General features: G+C 69.4%; 21 protein-coding genes, 1 other RNA gene and 1 riboswitch. Of the genes, 13 read left to right on the top strand and 9 right to left on the bottom strand.

Going from position 1 to position 18,943, the window contains the following annotated elements; all coding sequences use genetic code 11:
* Positions 1 to 8: 8 nt before the first annotated feature.
* Positions 9 to 1,823, bottom strand: a complete 1,815-nt coding sequence (locus H0X95_RS09445) for an autotransporter assembly complex protein TamA (protein WP_059721381.1) — start codon at positions 1,821 to 1,823, stop codon at positions 9 to 11.
* 216 nt (positions 1,824 to 2,039) lie between these two features.
* Here H0X95_RS09445 and H0X95_RS09440 point away from each other — a divergent pair, with 216 nt between their 5' ends.
* The 4 genes from H0X95_RS09440 to panD all read left to right on the top strand — a co-directional run bounded on the left by H0X95_RS09440 (position 2,040) and on the right by panD (position 4,645).
* Positions 2,040 to 2,228, top strand: a complete 189-nt coding sequence (locus H0X95_RS09440) for a DUF3460 family protein (protein WP_006484044.1) — start codon at positions 2,040 to 2,042, stop codon at positions 2,226 to 2,228.
* A 4-nt stretch (positions 2,229 to 2,232) separates the two neighbouring features.
* A complete protein-coding gene (locus H0X95_RS09435) occupies positions 2,233 to 3,105 on the top strand; it encodes a segregation and condensation protein A (RefSeq protein ID WP_006478106.1) in 873 nt (290 codons plus the stop codon).
* 269 nt (positions 3,106 to 3,374) lie between these two features.
* Positions 3,375 to 4,214 carry a pantoate--beta-alanine ligase gene (gene panC, locus H0X95_RS09430; protein WP_058901708.1) on the top strand — a complete coding sequence of 280 codons (840 nt, stop codon included), beginning with the start codon at positions 3,375 to 3,377 and terminating at the stop codon, positions 4,212 to 4,214.
* A gap of 44 nt (positions 4,215 to 4,258) precedes the next feature.
* Positions 4,259 to 4,645: an aspartate 1-decarboxylase gene (gene panD / locus H0X95_RS09425; RefSeq protein WP_006484038.1), complete on the top strand. Its 387-nt coding sequence runs from the start codon at positions 4,259 to 4,261 to the stop codon at positions 4,643 to 4,645.
* 131 nt (positions 4,646 to 4,776) lie between these two features.
* Here the strand turns inward: panD and H0X95_RS09420 are convergent, their stop codons facing one another.
* The 3 genes from H0X95_RS09420 to H0X95_RS09410 all read right to left on the bottom strand — a co-directional run bounded on the left by H0X95_RS09420 (position 4,777) and on the right by H0X95_RS09410 (position 7,874).
* Positions 4,777 to 5,439 (bottom strand): ParA family protein, encoded by a 663-nt coding sequence (locus tag H0X95_RS09420; RefSeq protein ID WP_006484037.1) that lies wholly within the window; start codon positions 5,437 to 5,439, stop codon positions 4,777 to 4,779.
* Positions 5,440 to 5,586: 147 nt separating this feature from the next.
* A complete protein-coding gene (locus H0X95_RS09415) occupies positions 5,587 to 6,000 on the bottom strand; it encodes a DoxX family protein (protein ID WP_058901710.1) in 414 nt (137 codons plus the stop codon).
* A gap of 359 nt (positions 6,001 to 6,359) precedes the next feature.
* Complete coding sequence (locus H0X95_RS09410) at positions 6,360 to 7,874, bottom strand: cobyric acid synthase (RefSeq protein ID WP_058901711.1); 1,515 nt, start codon at positions 7,872 to 7,874, stop codon at positions 6,360 to 6,362.
* Positions 7,875 to 7,949: 75 nt separating this feature from the next.
* Between H0X95_RS09410 and cobU the strand changes: the two genes are divergently transcribed.
* Genes cobU through H0X95_RS09390 form a run of 4 tightly spaced genes read left to right on the top strand, consistent with a single transcriptional unit; the run spans position 7,950 to position 11,371 of the window.
* Positions 7,950 to 8,510 (top strand): bifunctional adenosylcobinamide kinase/adenosylcobinamide-phosphate guanylyltransferase, encoded by a 561-nt coding sequence (gene cobU, locus H0X95_RS09405; RefSeq protein WP_059721382.1) that lies wholly within the window; start codon positions 7,950 to 7,952, stop codon positions 8,508 to 8,510.
* Entirely contained in the window at positions 8,504 to 9,448 is a 945-nt protein-coding gene (cbiB, locus tag H0X95_RS09400; RefSeq protein WP_006496108.1) for an adenosylcobinamide-phosphate synthase CbiB, read from the top strand. Before cobU ends, cbiB begins: the two co-directional genes overlap by 7 nt.
* A complete protein-coding gene (cobD, locus tag H0X95_RS09395) occupies positions 9,441 to 10,457 on the top strand; it encodes a threonine-phosphate decarboxylase CobD (RefSeq protein WP_059721383.1) in 1,017 nt (338 codons plus the stop codon). Before cbiB ends, cobD begins: the two co-directional genes overlap by 8 nt.
* Positions 10,454 to 11,371, top strand: coding sequence for a cobalamin-binding protein (locus tag H0X95_RS09390; protein WP_059721384.1), 918 nt, complete (start codon positions 10,454 to 10,456; stop codon positions 11,369 to 11,371). Before cobD ends, H0X95_RS09390 begins: the two co-directional genes overlap by 4 nt.
* A 104-nt stretch (positions 11,372 to 11,475) precedes the next feature.
* Here H0X95_RS09390 and cobC read toward each other — a convergent pair whose 3' ends face one another.
* The 5 genes from cobC to H0X95_RS09365 all read right to left on the bottom strand — a co-directional run bounded on the left by cobC (position 11,476) and on the right by H0X95_RS09365 (position 15,855).
* Positions 11,476 to 12,060 carry an alpha-ribazole phosphatase gene (gene cobC, locus H0X95_RS09385; protein ID WP_048989042.1) on the bottom strand — a complete coding sequence of 195 codons (585 nt, stop codon included), beginning with the start codon at positions 12,058 to 12,060 and terminating at the stop codon, positions 11,476 to 11,478.
* Positions 12,045 to 12,797: an adenosylcobinamide-GDP ribazoletransferase gene (locus tag H0X95_RS09380; RefSeq protein ID WP_048989057.1), complete on the bottom strand. Its 753-nt coding sequence runs from the start codon at positions 12,795 to 12,797 to the stop codon at positions 12,045 to 12,047. The genes cobC and H0X95_RS09380 overlap by 16 nt, the downstream gene beginning before the upstream one ends.
* A gap of 13 nt (positions 12,798 to 12,810) precedes the next feature.
* Positions 12,811 to 13,866, bottom strand: coding sequence for a nicotinate-nucleotide--dimethylbenzimidazole phosphoribosyltransferase (gene cobT / locus H0X95_RS09375; protein WP_006496112.1), 1,056 nt, complete (start codon positions 13,864 to 13,866; stop codon positions 12,811 to 12,813).
* Positions 13,867 to 13,927: 61 nt separating this feature from the next.
* Positions 13,928 to 14,743, bottom strand: coding sequence for an ABC transporter ATP-binding protein (locus H0X95_RS09370; RefSeq protein WP_006484439.1), 816 nt, complete (start codon positions 14,741 to 14,743; stop codon positions 13,928 to 13,930).
* Positions 14,740 to 15,855, bottom strand: a complete 1,116-nt coding sequence (locus tag H0X95_RS09365; RefSeq protein WP_048989041.1) for a FecCD family ABC transporter permease — start codon at positions 15,853 to 15,855, stop codon at positions 14,740 to 14,742. Before H0X95_RS09365 ends, H0X95_RS09370 begins: the two co-directional genes overlap by 4 nt.
* A gap of 42 nt (positions 15,856 to 15,897) precedes the next feature.
* A riboswitch (cobalamin riboswitch) is annotated at positions 15,898 to 16,146 on the bottom strand.
* Between the two features lie 154 nt (positions 16,147 to 16,300).
* Between H0X95_RS09365 and H0X95_RS09360 the strand changes: the two genes are divergently transcribed.
* The 5 genes from H0X95_RS09360 (at position 16,301) to H0X95_RS09340 (ending at position 18,921) form a co-directional block, all read left to right on the top strand.
* Positions 16,301 to 16,651 (top strand): ATPase, encoded by a 351-nt coding sequence (locus H0X95_RS09360; protein WP_006478092.1) that lies wholly within the window; start codon positions 16,301 to 16,303, stop codon positions 16,649 to 16,651.
* Positions 16,648 to 16,962: a cell division protein ZapA gene (locus H0X95_RS09355; RefSeq protein WP_006478091.1), complete on the top strand. Its 315-nt coding sequence runs from the start codon at positions 16,648 to 16,650 to the stop codon at positions 16,960 to 16,962. Before H0X95_RS09360 ends, H0X95_RS09355 begins: the two co-directional genes overlap by 4 nt.
* Before the next feature lie 81 nt (positions 16,963 to 17,043).
* Positions 17,044 to 17,225, top strand: a non-coding RNA gene (ssrS, locus tag H0X95_RS09350) — 6S RNA.
* 311 nt (positions 17,226 to 17,536) lie between these two features.
* Positions 17,537 to 17,998 carry an EVE domain-containing protein gene (locus H0X95_RS09345; RefSeq protein WP_006478090.1) on the top strand — a complete coding sequence of 154 codons (462 nt, stop codon included), beginning with the start codon at positions 17,537 to 17,539 and terminating at the stop codon, positions 17,996 to 17,998.
* 182 nt (positions 17,999 to 18,180) lie between these two features.
* On the top strand, positions 18,181 to 18,921 hold the full coding sequence (locus tag H0X95_RS09340; protein ID WP_006484449.1) for an SIMPL domain-containing protein: 741 nt from the start codon (positions 18,181 to 18,183) through the stop codon (positions 18,919 to 18,921).
* Positions 18,922 to 18,943 lie beyond the last annotated feature (22 nt).

Raw genomic sequence — 18,943 nt, 5'->3', positions numbered from 1 at the left:
CGGCGGGTTCAGAAAGCGATGCCGAGCGTCAGGTACGGGCGCACGCTGTGGTTGCGCAAGCCGTACGCGACGTCGACGTTGATCGGGCCGACCGGGCTGCGCCAGCGTGCACCGACGCCCACGCCCGGGTAAAACACGCGCTCGCCCCATGCATCGGTCGCGGTGCCGATGTCGAAGAACGTCGCGGCGCCCCAGTCGCGGTTGAACCAGTGCTGGTATTCGGCCGTCCCGGTCATCAGGTACTTGGTCGGCAAAACGGAGCCGTCGACGCTGTTGCCGATGCTCTGGTAGCCGTAGCCGCGCACCGAGTTCGAGCCGCCGGCGCGGAACAGCAGCGACGCCGGCACACCGGTCGAGCTGCCGCTCGTGAACACGCCGCCGAGTTCCGCGCGGAACACGAACAGGTCGCGCTTGCCGATCGGCAAATACTGCTGCCCGCGCGCGTAGCCGCGAATGAAGCTCTCGTCGGCCAGCACGTGCTTGACCGCGAAGCCGGCCTCCGCATGAATCAGGTTGCCCGAGCGCGGAAACAGCGGATCGTCGACGTTGCGGCGGGTCCACGCCCATTGCGGCACGAGCGCGCGGCTCGTGGTCGGCCCCGCGCCGTTCTGGTCGAGCCGATCCTGGTAGTACATCAGCGAATACGAATAGTCGATGAACTGCCCGGTGCGCGTACGCTGCACGCCGACCCGCGCGCTGTAGATGCGGGTGTCCGACACGTTGGTGTTCGTGTACGACGCGAGCACGCTGTTGGTCCAGCCCTTCTCGCCCGGCGGCATCGACAGCTGGACCTGCCCGTACTGCTGGATCTGGTCGAGCCGGCCCGAGACGGTCAGCGGCCACGCGGCGCCGAACGTGTCGAGATACGTATAGGAGCCTTGTACGTGCGGCCCCGTATCGGTGGCGAAGCCGACGCCGCCGCGGATGTTGTTGTACGGGAATTCGCTGACCTTCACGTGCACGGGCGTGCGCTCGGGCTTCGACGTATCGTCGCCGACGTCGATCGCGACGCTCGCGTAGTACGGCGTGTTCTGCAGCTGCCGCTGCAATTCCGCGATCCGCTGCACGTCGTAGATCTCGCCTTCCGACAACGGATTGACGTTCGTGACGATCTTTTCCGGATAACGACGCACGCCGTCGACATCAACCTTGCCGATCGTGAACGTCGGGCCGCTGTCGAACGTGACCGCGAGCGTCGCACGCTGCGTGCGCGGATCGATGCGCGCCTCGGACGACGCGATCTTCGCGCCGAGATAGCGGCGCGCCTGCAACTGCCGCAGCGCCGCGTCCTTCGCGCTGTCCCAGTCGGACTGCGTGAACGGGTCGCCCGGCTTCATCGAGAACGCGAAACGGGTGGCGGTCTCCTGCTTCGGATCCTCGGTCTCGACCGGCCCCTTGAACGTCAGGTCGACCGTCGACACGACGGTCTGCTTGCCCGGGTCGACGGCGATGCGCACGTCGCGCTTGCCGTCGCGCGTGCGCACGTCGGTGCGCACGACCGGCGAGAAATAGCCGGCCGTCGCGGCCAGGTCGCGCACCTGCTGCGGCGTGGCGGTCACGAGGAAGTCGAACTGGTCGTCGCTGATGTCGTCGCGCTTCGCGAAGCGCGCGATGTCGAGATGGGTCTTGAGGAGCTTGCGGATCGAGCGCGGCGCGTCGATGTCGACGTCGTACTTCGCGTGGGCCGGCACCGCGAAGCACGCGGCCAGGCAACCCGCGAGGGCCGCCCGCGCGACGCGGGCCGCGGCGCCGGCGCGAGCGCGTGCCGCGCGCGGGCCCGCGTCATGCGCCGTGTGTGCTTGCTGGTTCGACTGCCCCGCCAAATATGACCTCGCCGTCCTGGATTGTCACGGTTTCGTGGAAAACCCTGTATTTGACCACAGGGCGCGGGCGTCACAGCCAAACGATTGTGAAAGAGTGCTAGGCGCCGGCCCGCGGTTTCGACGCGCGATTGGCGCCGGCTGTTCCCCGTGATGCGGTAAAATCCCGCCATCGCGAATCCGGCGCGTCGTGCGCCGCCCGAAACGGAAGATCCAGCCATGCCGTACCAGTCCGACGTCACGCAGTTCCTGAACCAGCTCAAGCAGCAGAAGCCGACGCTCGAAGAAGAGCAGCGCAAGGGCCGTTCCCTGCTGTGGGACAAGCAGCCGATCGATCTCGAAGAGCGCGCCGAGCAGCAGGAATCGCGCGTGAAGCAAACGCCGTACGTCTACTACCAGAACTTCTGACGACGTGAGCGCCGCCGACGAGGCCAGCGCCGCCCGGCAGGACGACGCGATCGCCGCGCCCGCGGGCGCCGATTCGACGCCCGACACGGTCGACGGTGTCGCGGCGTTCGCACGCCTGTACGGCGAGCCGCTCTTCAAGCTGCCGCAGGACCTCTACATCCCGCCCGATGCGCTCGAGGTGTTCCTCGAGACGTTCGAAGGCCCGCTCGACCTGCTGCTGTACCTGATCCGCAAGCAGAACTTCAACGTGCTCGACATCCCGATGGCGCAGGTCACCGCGCAATACCTCGGCTACGTCGACCAGATCCGCGCGTCGAACCTCGAGCTCGCGGCCGAGTACCTGCTGATGGCCGCGATGCTGATCGAGATCAAGTCGCGGATGCTGCTGCCGGTCAAGAAGGCCGACACCGGCGAGGAAGCCGAGGATCCGCGCGCCGAACTCGTGCGCCGGCTGCTGGAGTACGAGCAGATGAAGCTCGCCGCGCAGCGGCTCGACCAGCTGCCGCAGCTCGGCCGCGATTTCCTGCGCGCCGAGGTGTACATCGAGCAAAGCGTCACGCCGCGCTTTCCCGACGTGAATTCGGACGACCTGCGCGCCGCGTGGGCTGACGTGCTCAAGCGCGCGAAGCTCGTCCAGCACCACAAGATTTCCCGCGAGGAGCTGTCGGTGCGCGAACACATGAGCCTGATCCTGCGCCGGCTGCAGAACGCGCGCTTCATGGAGTTCGCCGACCTGTTCGACACGTCGCGCGGCGTGCCGGTCGTCGTCGTGAACTTCATCGCGATGCTCGAACTCGCGCGCGAATCGCTGCTCGAGATCACGCAGGCCGAGCCGTTCGCGCCGATCTACGTGCGTCTCGCGTACCTGCCCGCATAAGGGCCGCCCCGTCGCCTCCCGTTCCCGGTTCGCTCCGACGCTCGCCGCTTCGCCGCGGCGGGTGGCCGTCCGGCGCGTATCCGACACGTATCCGGCAAGCCTCGACAAAAAGTGAACGATCGTTCTTTTATCGATGCGTGGCGCGGCCAAATCCTCTACAATCCGCCGACGCCCGATGCGCCGCCCGCGCGCCGGCGTTCTCCGCTTCGACCCCGACGCCGCTGCTGCGGCGCCAACGCGCGCCTGCGCGAGGAACCCGCTACCCGATCATGAAAGTCATCAGCTCGATCCAGGAACTGCGCGACCAGCTGCGCGGACAGAACCGCACGGCGTTCGTGCCGACCATGGGCAACCTGCACGAAGGGCACCTGTCGCTGATGCGCCTCGCGCGCCAGCACGGCGACCCGGTCGTGGCGAGCATCTTCGTCAACCGGCTGCAATTCGGCCCGAACGAGGATTTCGACAAGTACCCGCGCACGCTCCAGGACGATATCGAGAAGCTGCAGCAGGAAAACGTATACGTGCTGTTCGCGCCGACCGAGCGCGACATGTACCCTGAGCCGCAGGAATACCGCGTGCTGCCGCCGGACGATCTCGGCGGGATTCTCGAAGGCGAGTTCCGGCCCGGCTTCTTCGCCGGCGTGTGCACGGTCGTCACGAAACTGATGTCGTGCGTGCAGCCGCGCGTCGCCGTGTTCGGCAAGAAGGATTACCAGCAGTTGATGATCGTGCGCCGCATGTGCCAGCAGCTCGCGCTGCCGGTCGAGATCATCGCGGCCGAGACCGTGCGGGACGAGGACGGCCTCGCGCTGTCGTCGCGCAACCGCTACCTGACGCCCGACGAGCGCAGGGAAGCGCCCGAGCTGGCGAAAACGCTGCAGCGCGTGCGCGACAGCGTGCTCGGCGGCGAGCGCGACCTCGGCAAGCTCGAGCAGCACGCGCACACGCACCTGGCCGAACGCGGCTGGGCGCCCGACTACATCGCGATCCGCCGCCGCGCGAACCTGGTTGCACCGAGCGCCGCCGAACTCGAAGCCGGCGAGCCGCTCGTCGTGCTCGCGGCCGCGAAACTCGGCGCGACGCGCCTCATCGACAACCTGGAAATCTGACGGGCGGCCCGCCCGCGCCTCTCACGACGCATCACGGAGACACCATGCAGCGCCACATGCTCAAATCGAAGATCCACCGCGCGGCGGTCACGCACTGCGAACTGCACTACGAAGGTTCGTGCGCGATCGACGAAGACCTGCTCGAAGCGGCGGGCCTCATCGAAAACGAACGGATCGACATCTGGAACATCAACAACGGCGAGCGTTTCTCGACGTACGCGATCAAGGGCGAGCGCGGCAGCGGGATGATCTCGCTGAACGGCTCGGCCGCGCGCCGCGCGCAGCTCGGCGACCTCGTGATCATCGCGGCGTTCGCGATGGTCGACGAGGCCGAACTGCAGGCCGGCTGGAAGCCGAAGCTCGTGTTCATCGACGAAGGCAACAAGATCAAGGGCCACCGCGATCATGTGCCGACGCAGAACTGGACGTGACCTGAGCGGCATGCCCGCGTGCCGTGGCGCGCGGTGCAGCGATGCCGCTGGCGACCGAAGGGCCGGATACCGCACGCGACGGGATCCGGCCCTTTCTCATTGGAGGTCGCGCCGGCCGGACGGCCGGGCGTTCAGGACGCTGCCTTGGCGGCTTTCTCGGCCTTCGGCGCGCGGCGTTCGGCCCATTCGACGATCGGCCGCCACTGTTCGAGATCCTTCTCGACGCGGCTTTTCGCGACGTCCCACAGCGTCAGGCCGTGCGCGGCGATCTGCACGTAGTTCTGCGTGTCGCGCACGTAGCCGAGCACCGGCAGGCCGAGCCCCTCGACGAACCGGTGCAACTGGTCGGACGAGCGCGTGCGCGCGTCGACCCGCATCCCGACGATCCCGACCTCGACGCTGCCCTTGCGCACGGCCTTCTCGCCGGCGAGGCGCTCCAGAAACTGCTGGGTCGCAAGAATATCGAACATCGACGGCTGCAGCGGCACGATCACCTTGTCGGCCAGTTGCAGCGCGACGTTGAGCCGCGTGCCGTGCAGGCCGGCCGGCGTATCGATCACCGCGTATTCGAGGCCGCGCGGCGGCTTCGATGGCGCCTCCGGATCGAGATCCCACGCCTCGATCGCCGGCAACCCGGCCGGCCGCAGGTCGAGCCACGCATGCGCGGACTGCTGCCGGTCCAGGTCGGCCAGCGCGACCCACGCGCCCTGCGCCGCGAAATAGCCGGCTAGATTGGTGGACAGCGTGCTCTTCCCCACGCCGCCCTTCGGATTCGCCACCACGATGACCGTCATGAATTCCCCCGAAAAAGCCGCGCGGCGCCGGCCGTATGGCAGGCGCCGCTCGATTGCGGATACAGGGAGCGATGATATCGGCAAACGGGGTGTCACCGGAACCGGTCACGCCGAACCGCGTGCCGGTTTCGTCGGCTTTCCGTCAGGTCATGCGCGCTGGAGCGCGGCCTCCCGCGTGCCGAGCGCGAACGCGCCGCCGCCCAGCAGGGCCTGCACGGCCAGCGTGACGGCCCAGAACGCCGGATATTCCCAGCCGCCGTGCGGCGATGCGAAGCTCCAGCCGTTCGGCAGATGCGCGGCGACCGCGCCGAGCATGAACGGCAGCAGCACCAGCGCGGCGATGCGCACGCGGACCCCCGCGAGCAGCGCCAGGCCGCCCGCCAGTTCGACGAACGTGGTCAGGTAGGCGAGCCAGCCCGGCAGGCCGATCGACGCGAAAAACTGCACGGTGCCGGGCAACGTGAAAACAAAGACCTTCTGTGCGACGTGCGCGAGGTACAGCACGCCGAGGGCGACGCGCAGCAGCGTCGCGGCGAAATCGTTCAGGCGGTTGGCGTTCATGACGGATTCCTTCGTGAGTGGATGGGAGTGAATCGCACTCTATTCGAATCGATTCAGCCGATAAACACGCAATCTCGCTTAAATTGATTCCATTTAAGAACGAATTGAATCGCAAAAAAGAGCATGACCGATCATGCCCCGCATCCCGCTCAGTAACCGCTCTTGCCTTGCGTGGCGTCGCCGCCGGACTGGCCACCGCCCGGCGCATACGAATCGCACGCCTGCGCCACCGCCGACACGCCCAGCAGCACCGCGAGCAGGACGCCCCACCACCGTCGAGCCCTCTCGTCGCCCTCCTTCGGGCGGACCTCCGCCCTCCTCTGTTGTACGCGATCGAGCGGAAAAAGCGAGGGCCGGCCTCAACGAAACTCGGCGTACAGCGCGTCGAGGTCGAGGTGCGCGGCGAACGTGTCGGCCAGCCGTTCCAGCGAAGCCTCGCGCAGCGCCGGGTAGTCGATGCGGGCCGCGCCGTCGAGCCCCGCCCACGCGAGCAGCGCCGCGCAGGCGTCGGGCGCGTCGAACAGCCCGTGCACGTAGGTCGCGAGAATCTGGCCGTCGGCCGACAGCGCGCCGTCGGGACGCACGCCCTCCCGCACGCCGTCCCGCGCGGCATCGGCGGCCAGCATCAGCGCGGGCGTCTCGAGCGCCGGCCCGCGCGTGTCGCCCATGTGAATCTCGTAGCCGCGCACGGCGGCCGCGCCCGGCAGCGCGAGTTGCCCGGTCACGTTCTTCAGCGTCTTGTCGGGTTGCAGCGTCGTGTCGAAATCGAGCAGCCCGAGCCCCGGCACGCTGCCGGGTGCGCCTTCGAGGCCGAGCGGATCGTCGAGCGTGCGGCCGAGCATCTGCATGCCGCCGCAGATGCCGATCACCTTGCCGCCGTAGCGCAGATGGCGCCGGATCAGCGCGTCCCAGCCCGCGTCGCGCAGCCACGCGAGGTCGCGCTGCACGCTCTTCGAACCGGGCAGGATCAGCAGGTCGGCGTCGGGCACGGGGCCGCTCTTCCAGTACGTGAATTCGACCTGCGGATGCGCGCGTAGCGGATCGAAATCGGTGTGGTTGCTGATGCGCGGCAGCGCGGGCACCACCACGCGCAGCACGCCGGCATCGCCCCGTGCGGCGGCGCTGCGCGCCTGCGCGGGCAGCATGTCCTCCGCGTCGAGCAGCAGCCCGTGCAGATACGGCAGCACGCCGAACACCGGCTTGCCCGTCCGCGCGCGCAGCCAGTCGAGCCCTGGTTCGAGCAGCTTGAGGTCGCCGCGGAAGCGGTTGATCACGAAGCCGCGCACACGTGCGCGCTCGCTGTCCGACAGACATGCGAGCGTGCCGACCAGATGCGCGAACACGCCGCCGCGATCGATGTCGGCGACGAGCACGACCGGGCAGTCGACCCGCTCGGCAAACCCCATGTTCGCGATGTCGCCATCGCGCAGGTTGATCTCGGCCGGACTGCCGGCGCCTTCGACGATCACCGTGTCGTAACCGGCGCGCAGGCGCGCGTACGATTCGAGCACCGCATCGAACGCGACCGGCTTGTAGTCGTGATACGCCCGCGCGTCGAGGTTCATGCGCGCCTTGCCGTGAATGATCACCTGCGCGCCGCGGTCGCTCGTCGGTTTCAGCAGCACCGGATTGAAATCCGTATGCGGCGCAACGCCGGCGGCCAGCGCCTGCAGCGCCTGCGCACGGCCGATCTCGCCGCCATCGGCCGTCACCGCGCTGTTGAGCGCCATGTTCTGCGGCTTGAACGGGGCCACGCGCGCGCCGCCGCGGCGCGCGAGGCGGCACAGGCCCGCGACGAGCGTGCTCTTGCCCGCGTCGGACGTCGTGCCCTGGATCATCAGCGTGCCGCGCGGCCGCGGCTCGGGTGCATTCATCGTGTCAAAGGTCGTCGCGAAGCAAAGGCGGCATTATCGCCCGCGCCGGGTCGTGCGCGCCGTTACAATCACGCGATGATTCCGCACGACCTCACCTTCGTCCTCGGCGGCGCGCGCTCGGGCAAGAGCGCGCATGCCGAGCGGCTCGCCGCCGACAGCGGCCGCCCCGTTACCTACATCGCGACCGCCACCGCCGCCGATGCCGATGCCGAATTCGCGCAGCGCATCGCGCATCACCGCGCGCGCCGGCCGGCCGAATGGGGGTTCGCCGACGCGCCCATCGATCTCGCGGGCACGCTCGCGCGGCTCGACGATCCGCACGCGTGCCTGCTCGTCGACTGCCTGACGCTGTGGCTCACGAACCTGCTGTGCCCCGCCGACGGCGAACCGCTCGACGATGCGCACTACGCGGCGCAGGTCGAGCGGCTCGAGCACACGTTGCGCGGCGCACGCGCGAAGGTGATCGTCGTCAGCAACGAGATCGGGCTCGGCGTCGTGCCGCTCGGGTCGGTCACGCGCCGCTACGTCGACGAGCTCGGGCGCCTGAACCAGCGCGTCGCCGCGCTCGCGACGCGCGTCACGCTGCTGGTTGCCGGGCTGCCGCTCGACCTCAAGGCGGGAGCGCGGTCATGCTGATGCTGTCGCTGCCGGTCGTCGCGATGCTCGCGGTCGCGGCCGCGATCGTCGACCGCGCCATCGGCGAGCCGGCCGGCTGGCATCCGCTCGTCGCGTTCGGCCGCCTCGCCGCGCGCATCGAAGCCGCGTTGAACACGGGCCGGCGCGGCCGTGTGATCGGCGTCGCCGCGTGGCTCGCGGCGGTCGTGCCGCCGGTGGCCGTCGCGGCATGGCTCGTCGCCGTGCTGCCCTGGCCGTTCGCCGCTGCGCTGCACGTCGCGCTGCTGTGGTTCGCGCTCGGCGCGAAGAGCCTCGCCGAGCACGTCGCGCCGATCGCTGCCGCGCTGCTGCGGCGCGACCTCGACGCGGCACGCGCGCTGACCGCGCGCATCGTGTCGCGCGACACCAGCAACGCGGACGAAGGTGCGCTGTCGCGCGCGGCCGTCGAATCGGCGCTCGAAAACGGCAACGACGCGATCTTCGGCGCGCTCTTCTGGTTCGTCGTCGCGGGCGGCCCCGGCGCATTGCTGTTCCGGCTCGCGAACACGCTCGACGCAATGTGGGGCTACCGCACGCCGCGCTTCCTGACCTTCGGCTGGGCCGCCGCGCGCCTCGACGACGCGCTGAACTGGATGCCCGCGCGGCTCACCGCCGCGAGCTACGCGCTGCTCGGCGACACGGCCGCCGCATGGCGCTGCTGGCGCACGCAGGCGCGCCACTGGGACAGCCCGAACGCGGGCCCCGTGATGGCCGCGGGCGCCGGCAGCCTGAACGTGCAGCTCGGCGGCCCGGCCGTCTATCACGGCGAAATCGAGGATCGCCCGGTGCTCGGCACCGGGGCCACGGCCACCGCCCTTCACATCGTCGCCGCGCTGTCGCTCGTCACGCGCACGCTCGCGCTGTGGCTCGCGCTGCTGGTCGCGAGCGGCGCACTCGTCATGGCCACCCATCATGTCTGATTCATCCATCGCGCACGGCGGCAACCTGCATGAAGCCGCCCGCCGCCACGGCATTCCGTACGACGCGTGGCTCGATCTGTCGACCGGCATCAATCCGATCGGCTACCCGGTGCCCCCCGTGCCGGCCGACGCCTGGCGCCGGCTGCCCGACGACGGCGACGGTCTCGCGGCCTGCGCCGCGCAGTACTACCACGCGCCCGATCCCGCGCACGTGCTGCCGGTCGCCGGCAGCCAGGCCGCGATCCGCGCGTTGCCGGCGTTGCTGCCGGCCGGCGACGCCGGCGTCGCGGCGCTCGCGTACGGCGAATACGCACCCGCGTTCGCGCGCCACGGCCATCGCGTCGTCGCGCTCGACATCCACGCGGATACGCTGCCCGCGACGCTGCGTCACGTCATCGTCGGGAATCCGAACAATCCGACCGCCGAATTCGTGCCGACCGCGCGCCTGCTCGGCTGGCATGCGCAACTGGCGGCACGCGGCGGTACGCTGATCGTCGACGAAGCGTTCGCCGACACGGGCGCCGCGCCATCGCTCGCGCCGCGGGTCGATCGTCCGGGGCTCGTCGTGCTGCGCTCGGTCGGCAAGTTCTTCGGGCTTGCCGGCATTCGCGCGGGCTTCGTGCTCACGCATCCCGCGCTGATCGCCGCGCTGCGCGACACGCTAGGCGCGTGGACGGTCGGCGGCCCCGCGCGCCACGCGGTCGCCGCGGCATTCGCCGATCGCGCGTGGCAAGCTGCCGCCCGCGAGCGGCTCGCGGCCGACGGCGAACGTTTGGCCGCGCTGCTGCGCGCGCACGGCTTCGCGGTCCGCGCGACGCCGCTCTTCAGTTGGACCGACGACCCGCGCGCCGCGGCGCTGCATGCGGCGCTTGCGACGCACGGGATCTGGACGCGGCACTTCCCGGCCCCGTCGAGCGTGCGCGTCGGCTTGCCGGGCAGCGAAGCCGAATGGCAGCGCCTCGGTGACGCGCTCGCGCAATGCGTACCCCTGCTGCAGGCGTCCGCATGAGTCCGCGCATGTTCCGTCGGCTCGCGCCGGCCGCGCTGCTGGCCGCGCTCGTTCATGCGCCGCTCGTCCACGCCGACGTCTCGACGCGCGACGACGCCGGCAATACGGTCACGTTGCCCGCGCCTGCCCAACGCGTGATCAGCCTCGCGCCGCACGCGACCGAACTCGTCTACGCGGCCGGCGGCGGTGCGAAGCTCGTCGGCACCGTCACGTACAGCGACTATCCGCCCGCCGCGCAAGCGGTGCCGCGCGTCGGCGACAACAAGGCGCTCGACCTCGAACGCATCGCCGCGCTAAAGCCCGACCTGATCGTCGTCTGGCGGCACGGCAACGCCGAGCGGCAGACCGACGCGCTGCGCGCGCTGCACATTCCGCTGTTCTTCAGTGAACCGAAGCATCTCGACGACGTATCGTCGTCGCTGCGCCGGCTCGGCACGCTGCTCGGCACCCAATCGACCGCCGATGCCGCCGCGGCCGCCTTCATGCGCGACATCGCGGCCCTGCGCGCACGCTACGCGGCACGCCCGCCCGTCTCGATGTTCTTCCAGGCGTGGGACCGCCCGCTGACGACGCTCAACGGCACGCACCTGATCAACGAAGTGTTCGAACTCTGCGGCGGCCGCAACGTATTTGCGTCGCTCAAGCCGCTCGCGCCGACCGTGACCGACGAAGCCGTGCTCGTGGCGAATCCGGAAGCGATCGTGACAACGAGCGCCGGGGCGACCCGTTCGAACGAACCGCTGCCGAGCCTCGCGCGCTGGCGTGCGTGGCCCGCGCTGACGGCCGTGGCGCGCAACAACCTGTTCGCGATCGACGGCGATCTGCTGACGCGGCCGTCGCCGCGCATCGCGCAGGGCGCGGCCGCGCTGTGCGAGGACCTGGATGCCGCGCGTGCGCGGCGGCCGGCGCGCTGATGTCCGGCGGCGGGCGGGTGCATCGCGCATCGATATCGGATGCGCCGGGCGAGCGCGACGGATCGGTCCTGCGCGGCGTCGGTCATCTGCAGACGCAACCGCGCCTACGCGTCCCAGTGCACGACTTCCGCTGCATGTGCGTCGTCGTCCGCGCGCAGCCAGACGGCCCCGCCCGTCGGCACCGGCCGCGACAGCAGCGTATCGAGCGGCACACGCAATAGATGCGACGCGAACGCGCGGATCACGCCCGCATGCGTGACGACCCATTGCGGGCCGTCGAGCTTCGCCATCGCATCGGCCTGCCGCGCAATCCGCGCGACGAATCGCGCCACGCTTTCGCCGCCGTGCGCGCACGCATGCATCAGGTCGGCCGCCCATGCATCGAGTGCCGCGCGGTCGATATCGTCCCAGCGCTGCATTTCCCACGCGCCGAAATCCATTTCCTGCCAGTCGGCATCGCGCCGCAGCGGCACGTCGAGTGCCCGCGCGAGCCGTTCGGCAATCGACGCGCAACGCGTCAGCGGGCTCGTCCAGACCTGTTCGGGCAACGGCGCACCGAGTGTCGACAGATGCGCACGCACGGCCTGCGCGCCGCCATCGGCCGATTCGGCGAGCGGCACGTCGCTGCGCCCGTAGCAGATGCCCGGCTCGATGCCGACGGCCGGATGGCGGATCAGGACGATGTCCATCCGAGCACCACGAGATAGATCGCCAATTCGCCCAATTGCTGCGCGAAACCGAGACAGTCGCCCGTATAACCGCCGATCCGCTTCACGAAGTAGCGGGCCAGCCACGCGCGCACCAGGACGAGCGCCACGCATGCGGCAACGCCCATGCGCCAGTCCGGCCAGAACAGCCACGGCAGTCCGAACACCGCCGCGACGCACGCCGCGCGTGCGTCCATCCGTTGCGCGACCGGCTTCGCCTTGCCTTCGGGCCGCACGTAGTCGAGCGTCATCAGCAGGCTCACGGCCATCGCGCGGCTCGCCGCATGCGCGGCGATCATCGTCCATGCGGCGCGCAGCGGCAGCATCGACGTCAGCGCCTGCCATTTCAGCCCGAGCGCGATCACGAGCGCGACCGCACCGAACGTGCCGATCCGCGAATCGTGCATGATGCGCAGCACGTCGTCGCGCGTGTAGCCGCCGCCGAACGCGTCGCAACTGTCGGCGAGACCGTCTTCGTGGAAGGCGCCGGTCGCGAGCAGCGTCGCGGCCATCGACAGCCCGACCGCGATCGACGGTGGCAGCGCGCGCAGCGCGACGAGATAGACCAGCGCGCCCCATGCGCCGACGCAAGCGCCGACGAGCGGGAAATAGCGCGCGGCCTGGTCGAGATCGCCGGCCGCATAGCCGATCGAGCGCGGCACGGGCACGCGCGTGAAATAGCCGAGCGCGACGAAGAAGTAGCGCAGTTCGGCTCGCATGCCGCGCGCGCGCTCAGGCGTCACGATTGTCGACACCGGCGGATTCGAAACTCGCCATCTCGCTCAGGAACGCGGCCGCCGCGCGCACCAGCGGCAGCGCGAGCGCGGCGCCCGTGCCTTCGCCGAGCCGCAGGTCGAGCGCGAGCAGCGGCTTCGCGCCGAAATGCTCGAGCATGCGCCGATGGCCGGCCTCGTGCGACGTATGCGAGAACACGCAGTAGTCGCGCACGCCGGGCGCGATGCGCTCGGCGACGAGCAGCGCGGCGGTCGCGATGAAGCCGTCGACGAGGATCGTCATCCGCTCGCTCGCGGCCGCGAGGTACGCGCCCGTCATCATCGCGATCTCGAAGCCGCCGAACGTCGCGAGCACGTCGAGCGGCGCGATCGCATGCGAATGCTTGACGAGCGCGCGGCCGAGCACCGCGCGCTTGTGCGCGAGGCCCTGATCGTCGAGCCCCGTGCCGCGGCCGACGCATGCGTCGATCGGCACGTCGAGCAGACGGCTCATCAGGCACGCGGCCGACGACGTGTTCGCGATCCCCATCTCGCCGAAGCCGATCACGTTCGTGCCGAGCGACGCGTGCAGGCGAACGCGCGCCGCGCCGGCGGCCAGCGCGGCCATCGCCTCGTCGCGCGTCATCGCCGGCTGCGCCGCGAAGTTGCGCGTGCCGCGCGCGACCGGCAGCGACACCAGCCGGTCCGACAGCGGCAGCGGCGACGCGACGCCCGCATCGACGATCTCGAGCGTGCTCTGCGCGACACCCGAAAACGCGTTGATCGCCGCACCGCCGGCCAGGAAGTTCGCGACCATCTGCGCGGTCACCGCCTGCGGATAAGGACTGACGCCCTCGGCCGCGATCCCGTGGTCGCCCGCGAACACGATCGTCGCGGGCCGCTGCACGACCGGCCGTTCGGTATGCTGGATCAGGCCGATCTGCAGCGCGACCGCCTCGAGCTGACCGAGGCTGCCGGGCGGCTTGGTCTTGTGGTCGATCACATGTTGGAGACGCTTGCGCAGTGCGTCGTCGAGCGGCGCGATCGCGGGCGGGAATTGGGTCGGAGTCGTCATCGAGAAGCCGTGTCGTGCGCGCGGCATGCGCCGCGCATCGGAAAAATCGGAACGGGAAACGTCATTGTCGCGCAGGCCATGCGGGCAGCAGCGCATCGCGGCCGTTCTCGCGGATCAGCACGAGCGGATAGCCGAACGCGTCGCTCGCGCGCTCGGGCGTCAGCACGTCGTGCACGCGGCCGGCCCACGCTTGGCCGCGGCCGTCGAGCAGCAGCGCATGCGTCGCGAAACGCCGCGCGAGATTCAGGTCGTGACACGAAAACACCACCGTGCGCGGGCCTGCCGCGAGCCACGCGGCGAGCGCGGTCAGGCAGTCGATCTGGTGATGCAGGTCGAGATGCGCGAGCGGTTCGTCGAGCAGCATCAGCGGCGCATCCTGGCACAGCGTCGCGGCCAGCGCGACCCGCTGCCGCTCGCCGCCCGACAGCGACATCACGTCGCGCGCCGCGAGCGGGCTCAGGTCGAACGTCGCCAGCGCATCGCGCGCGGCCGCGCGGTCGTCGTCGCGCTCCCAGCCCCAGCCGCCGAGATACGGAAAGCGGTTGAGCAGCACCGTGTCGAACACCGTCGCGCTGAACGCATCGTGCAATTGCTGCGGCATCAGCGCGCGGCGCTGCGCGAGGTGCTCGGGACGCCACGCGGCAAGCGGCCGGCCGTCGATCTCGACGTGTCCGCCAGCGGGCGGCTGCAATCCCGCGAGCGTGGCGAGCAGCGTCGTCTTGCCCGCGCCGTTCGGGCCGGCGACGCACCAGATCTCGCCGGGGCGGAACGCGTGCGTGAAGCGATCGAGCAGCGTGCGCGCGCCGGCCTTCAATGTCAGGTCGACGGCCCTGTAGTGCATGTCGCCGGCGGCGGCGTACGATGTGGCGCCCGTCATCGCATCGGCCTCCTCAGCAACATCCACAGGAACACCGGCACGCCGATCAACGCGGTCATCACGCCGACCGGCAGTTGCGCGGGCGCGATCGCGGTGCGCGCGAGCAGGTCGGCCGCCATCACGCCGCCACCGCCCGCGAGCATCGCGGCCGGCAGCAGCATCCGCTGGTCGTTGCCGAACGCGAGCCGCAGCGCATGCGGCACGACGAGCCCGACGAAGCCGATCGTGCCGGCCGTCGTCACGGCAGCGGCGGCGGCCAGCGACGCGACGAGATAGATCCGCACGCGCAGCCGCGCGACCGGCACGCCGAGCGCCTGCGCGGTCGCGTCGCCGCGCAGCAGCACGTTCAGTTGCGACGCGGCCGGCAGCGCGACGCACGCGCTCAGCAACAGCGCGCCCCACGCGAACCACGGCGCCGTCGCGCCGTTCAGGTCGCCCGTCAGCCAGAAGATGATGCCGCGCAGCCGCGCATCGGGCGCGAGCGACAGCAACAGCGTGACGAGCGCGCCCCATCCCGCCGCGATCACGACGCCGGTGAGCAGCAGCCGCGGCGATGCGTCGCGCGATTCGCCGCGCCACAGCTCGCGTCTGGCGAGACCGAGCACGAGCGCGACCGAGACGAGCGAACCGGCGAACGCGGATGCGTCGACGAGCCACCACGCGCCGCCCGCGATCATCGCGACGAGCGCGAAGCCGGCCGCGCCGCCGGACACGCCCAGCACGTACGGCTCCGCGAGCGGATTGCGCAGCAGCACTTGCAACAACGCGCCGGCCAGCGCGAGCAGCGCGCCGCACGCGAAACCCGCGAGCGCGCGCGGCAGGCGCAGCGTGCGGACGATATCGGCAAACAGGGTATCGCCGCCGTGCGGCACGAGCGAAGCGAGTGCCTGCCACGGCGACATCGGCACGCTGCCGATCGACAGCGACGCGACGAACAGCAATGCGACCACGGCGGCCAGCGCGGCCCAGATGACAGTGGCACGTGCGGCGCTCATGCGGCGCACGGCCGCGCGCCCGACGCACGGCGCATCCGCTTGCAGGGGCCGGCCGGGCGCGACGGGGGCGCGTGGCGGACGATTGGGGTCGGCATCGAAGAACGTTCCGTGAAGCATTGCGCGCCCCGCTTCCCCGCAGGCCGCGCGTCATGGAGCCCGTGCGGGCTCCCCGTCTCGGCCGGTATCCGGGCTGGCGGCGGTCCGGCTCGCCTTCCCGCGCGATGACGCGCAGTGGCCCGCGCCCGCGTGCGACCTGCACGCGAAACGCGCCCGAGCCGGCCTGCGTCATGCGACGCGGCCGCTTACCGTTGCGGGGGCAGCGCAGGTTGACGCGCTCGCGGAGCCCGCACCCTGCTTCCCGTTTAACCGCGCGTCCTGCGCGCGAGCACCGAGGCGGCGCCAGTTTAGGAGCCGGTCGCGCGAGCGTCAAGGAAGCGTCCGGAGACACGCGGGACGCGCCTATTCGCGGCAAGAAGCAGGGGTGTTACGACTGGAAACGTTACAGATGTCGGATTGCGCGTTATTCCGCGCTAAAATGCTGGGTCTTTAGAGGACGCAGCAAATGCTCAACGAACTCGAAACCCTATCTCAAAATATTGGCCGTCTGATTTCGCTGAACAAGCGCTATCACTCGGAACGGCTCGCGCTCGAGGAGCAGGTCGCGCAATTGCGCGCGGAAGCGGACACGGTCCGCGCGGAACTCGCGCAGCTGCGCGACGAACGCAATGCGCTCGCGGCCGAGCGCGACACGCTGTCGGCGAAGATCGACGACGCCCAGGTGAAACTGAACGCGATTCTCGAAAAGCTGCCGCGCTCGAAGAGCGCGGAGCAAGCCGACAACCAGCTCGACCTGCTGGATGCGCAGGCGCGCACGGATGGCGATGACGCGGCCAGCCACGGAGAACATGCATGAGCACCAAGCAGATCGAAGTCTCGATTCTCGGTCAGCCCTATCGGCTCGCCTGTTCGGCCGAGACCGAAGCGGCGCTGCTCGAAGCGGTCGCGCGCGTCGACGCCGAAATGTCGAAAATCCGCTCGAACAGCTCGGTACGCGGCACCGATCGCATCGCGGTGATGGCGGCGCTGTCGCTCGCATCGGAATTGCTGCGGCTGCAAACGAGCGTGCGGCATGGTGAAGCATTTCCGGCGGAGGAAATCCGTCGTACAATGCACCAGATGAACGAACAACTCGGTGCGGTGCTCGCACAGCACGAGACGCAGTAACGTTTCAAACGATGCGTCGATTCCCCTTGATCTCGACGGTCAACGGTGGTCAAATTGGCGCATCGAATCACAGTTCAGTCAGCTTCCCTGCCTGGTTCGCCAAGGTCATATATTCCTTGAACCAATGCCATGTGCACGGTTGCGGAAATTTGTAGCACGGGCGCGCGCGTCACTCTGTCTGATGTACCCGAAGTGCTGCTAACTGCGACCAATTCTGAACCTCAGGTTCAGGATGCCGGCCTAGCGGCCAAGGCGGGGGCCTATCCAACGGCATCGGGAACTTCCGATGCCGTTTCCTTTTGAGGGTCTGTTTGCATGCGGAACGCGCATGCGAATGCCCGAAATCGCTCGTCCCCCGAGGGGACGTCCTTGCGGGGCGCAGGCAAGAAGCGAGGAGCGCCGTTTGGCCGAGCCAAACAAGTGACGAGCGACGCCGCCATACGGGCGATTTCGGGCATTCCCGTGGATTGAATTTTTAGTTTGGGTTGCCACGAGAACGGCCGTCCTCGTGGCAACGCATGCGCGTTCCGCATGCAAACAGACCCTCATGCCCATTCTGCGTCGATTACGATCCATGCAATACTGGCTGATGAAGTCCGAACCGGACGAAGCAAGCATCGACGATCTCGCCAACGCACCGCAGCGCTCGCTGCCGTGGACCGGCGTGCGCAACTATCAGGCGCGCAATTTCATGCGCGACACGATGAAGATCGGCGACGGCGTGCTGTTCTATCACTCGAGCTGCCCCGAGCCGGGCATCGCGGGCCTCGCCGAAGTATCGTCGACGCCCTACCCCGATCCCACGCAGTTCGATCCGAAAAGCCCCTATTACGATCCGAAATCGACGCAGGAAGCGCCACGCTGGCTGCTCGTCGACGTGCGCTTCGTGAAGAAGTCGCCGCTCGTGCCGCTCGCCGCGCTGCGCGAGCACGACGAGCTGGCCGACATGCGCGTGCTCGCCCGCGGCAACCGGCTGTCGATCACGCCGGTCACGCGGGCGGAATGGCGCTTCATCACCGAAAAGTTGATGAAGTAGGCCGCGCGCCAAAGGTCAAATCTGGTCAGTACACGCCGCCGCGACGGAACTCGCGGCCGGTTCGCACGGCCTAAGCAACCGCTGTCGGCCGATCGGGCCGGCTGTCGTTTTTTTCGTCGCGCGGTACGCCCGCGTCGTGCACGCGTGATCCGCGTGCGCGCCCTCGCACAAGGAGTCCAACAATGACCAAGAAATCCGCACTCGCGCTGTCGCTCGCCCTTGCCGCCGCCGTTCCCGTCGCGCTGACGCTCGCGTCGCCCGCCGCGCACGCCCAGACGGCGAACCCGCACTTTCCGGAGCCGGCGGGCGTGCTGTCGCTTTCGTCGCAGGCCAGTGCCGACGTGCCGCAGGACATCATTCACATCACGCTGTTCTACGAGCAGCAGGCCAAGGATCCGGGCAGCCTCACCGCGCAGCTGAACCAGCGCGCGGACGCGGCGCTGTCGCAGGCGAAGGGCGTGTCGGGCGTCACCGCGCATACGGGTGCGTTCTCCGTGTATCCGAGCACCGATCGCGACGGCAAGATCTCCGCATGGCGCGGCCGCACCGAGGTCGCGCTCGAATCGCGCGATTTCGCCGCGGCGTCGAAGCTGGCAGGCCAGTTGTCGAACCTGATGCAGGTCGCGAACGTAGAGTTCTCGTTGTCGCCGGAAGCGCAGCGCGCGGCCGAGCAAAAGCTCACGACGGAAGCGATCAAGTCGTTCCGCGCCCGCGCGGACGAAGCCGCGAAGGCGTTCGGCTACAGCAGCTACACGATCCGCGACGTGAACGTCGGCAGCGGCCGCAACGTGCAGCCGTACACGCGCATGATGGCGATGGCCGCGGCGCCGATGGACAGCGCGAAGATGAGCGCGCCGATCGCGGTCGAAGGCGGCAAGGCCACCGTGTCGGTCACCGTCAACGGCTCCGTGCAGATGAAGTAACGCGCGTCGCGCAGTTGTCGGA

The sequence above is a fragment of the Burkholderia sp. 9779_493 genome (assembly GCF_015712215.1).
In the GTDB taxonomy this organism is placed as follows: Bacteria; Pseudomonadota; Gammaproteobacteria; order Burkholderiales; family Burkholderiaceae; genus Burkholderia; species Burkholderia cenocepacia.
The sequence above is the reverse complement of the archived record's forward strand: the minus strand, read 5'-3'. Positions and strand labels throughout refer to the sequence as shown.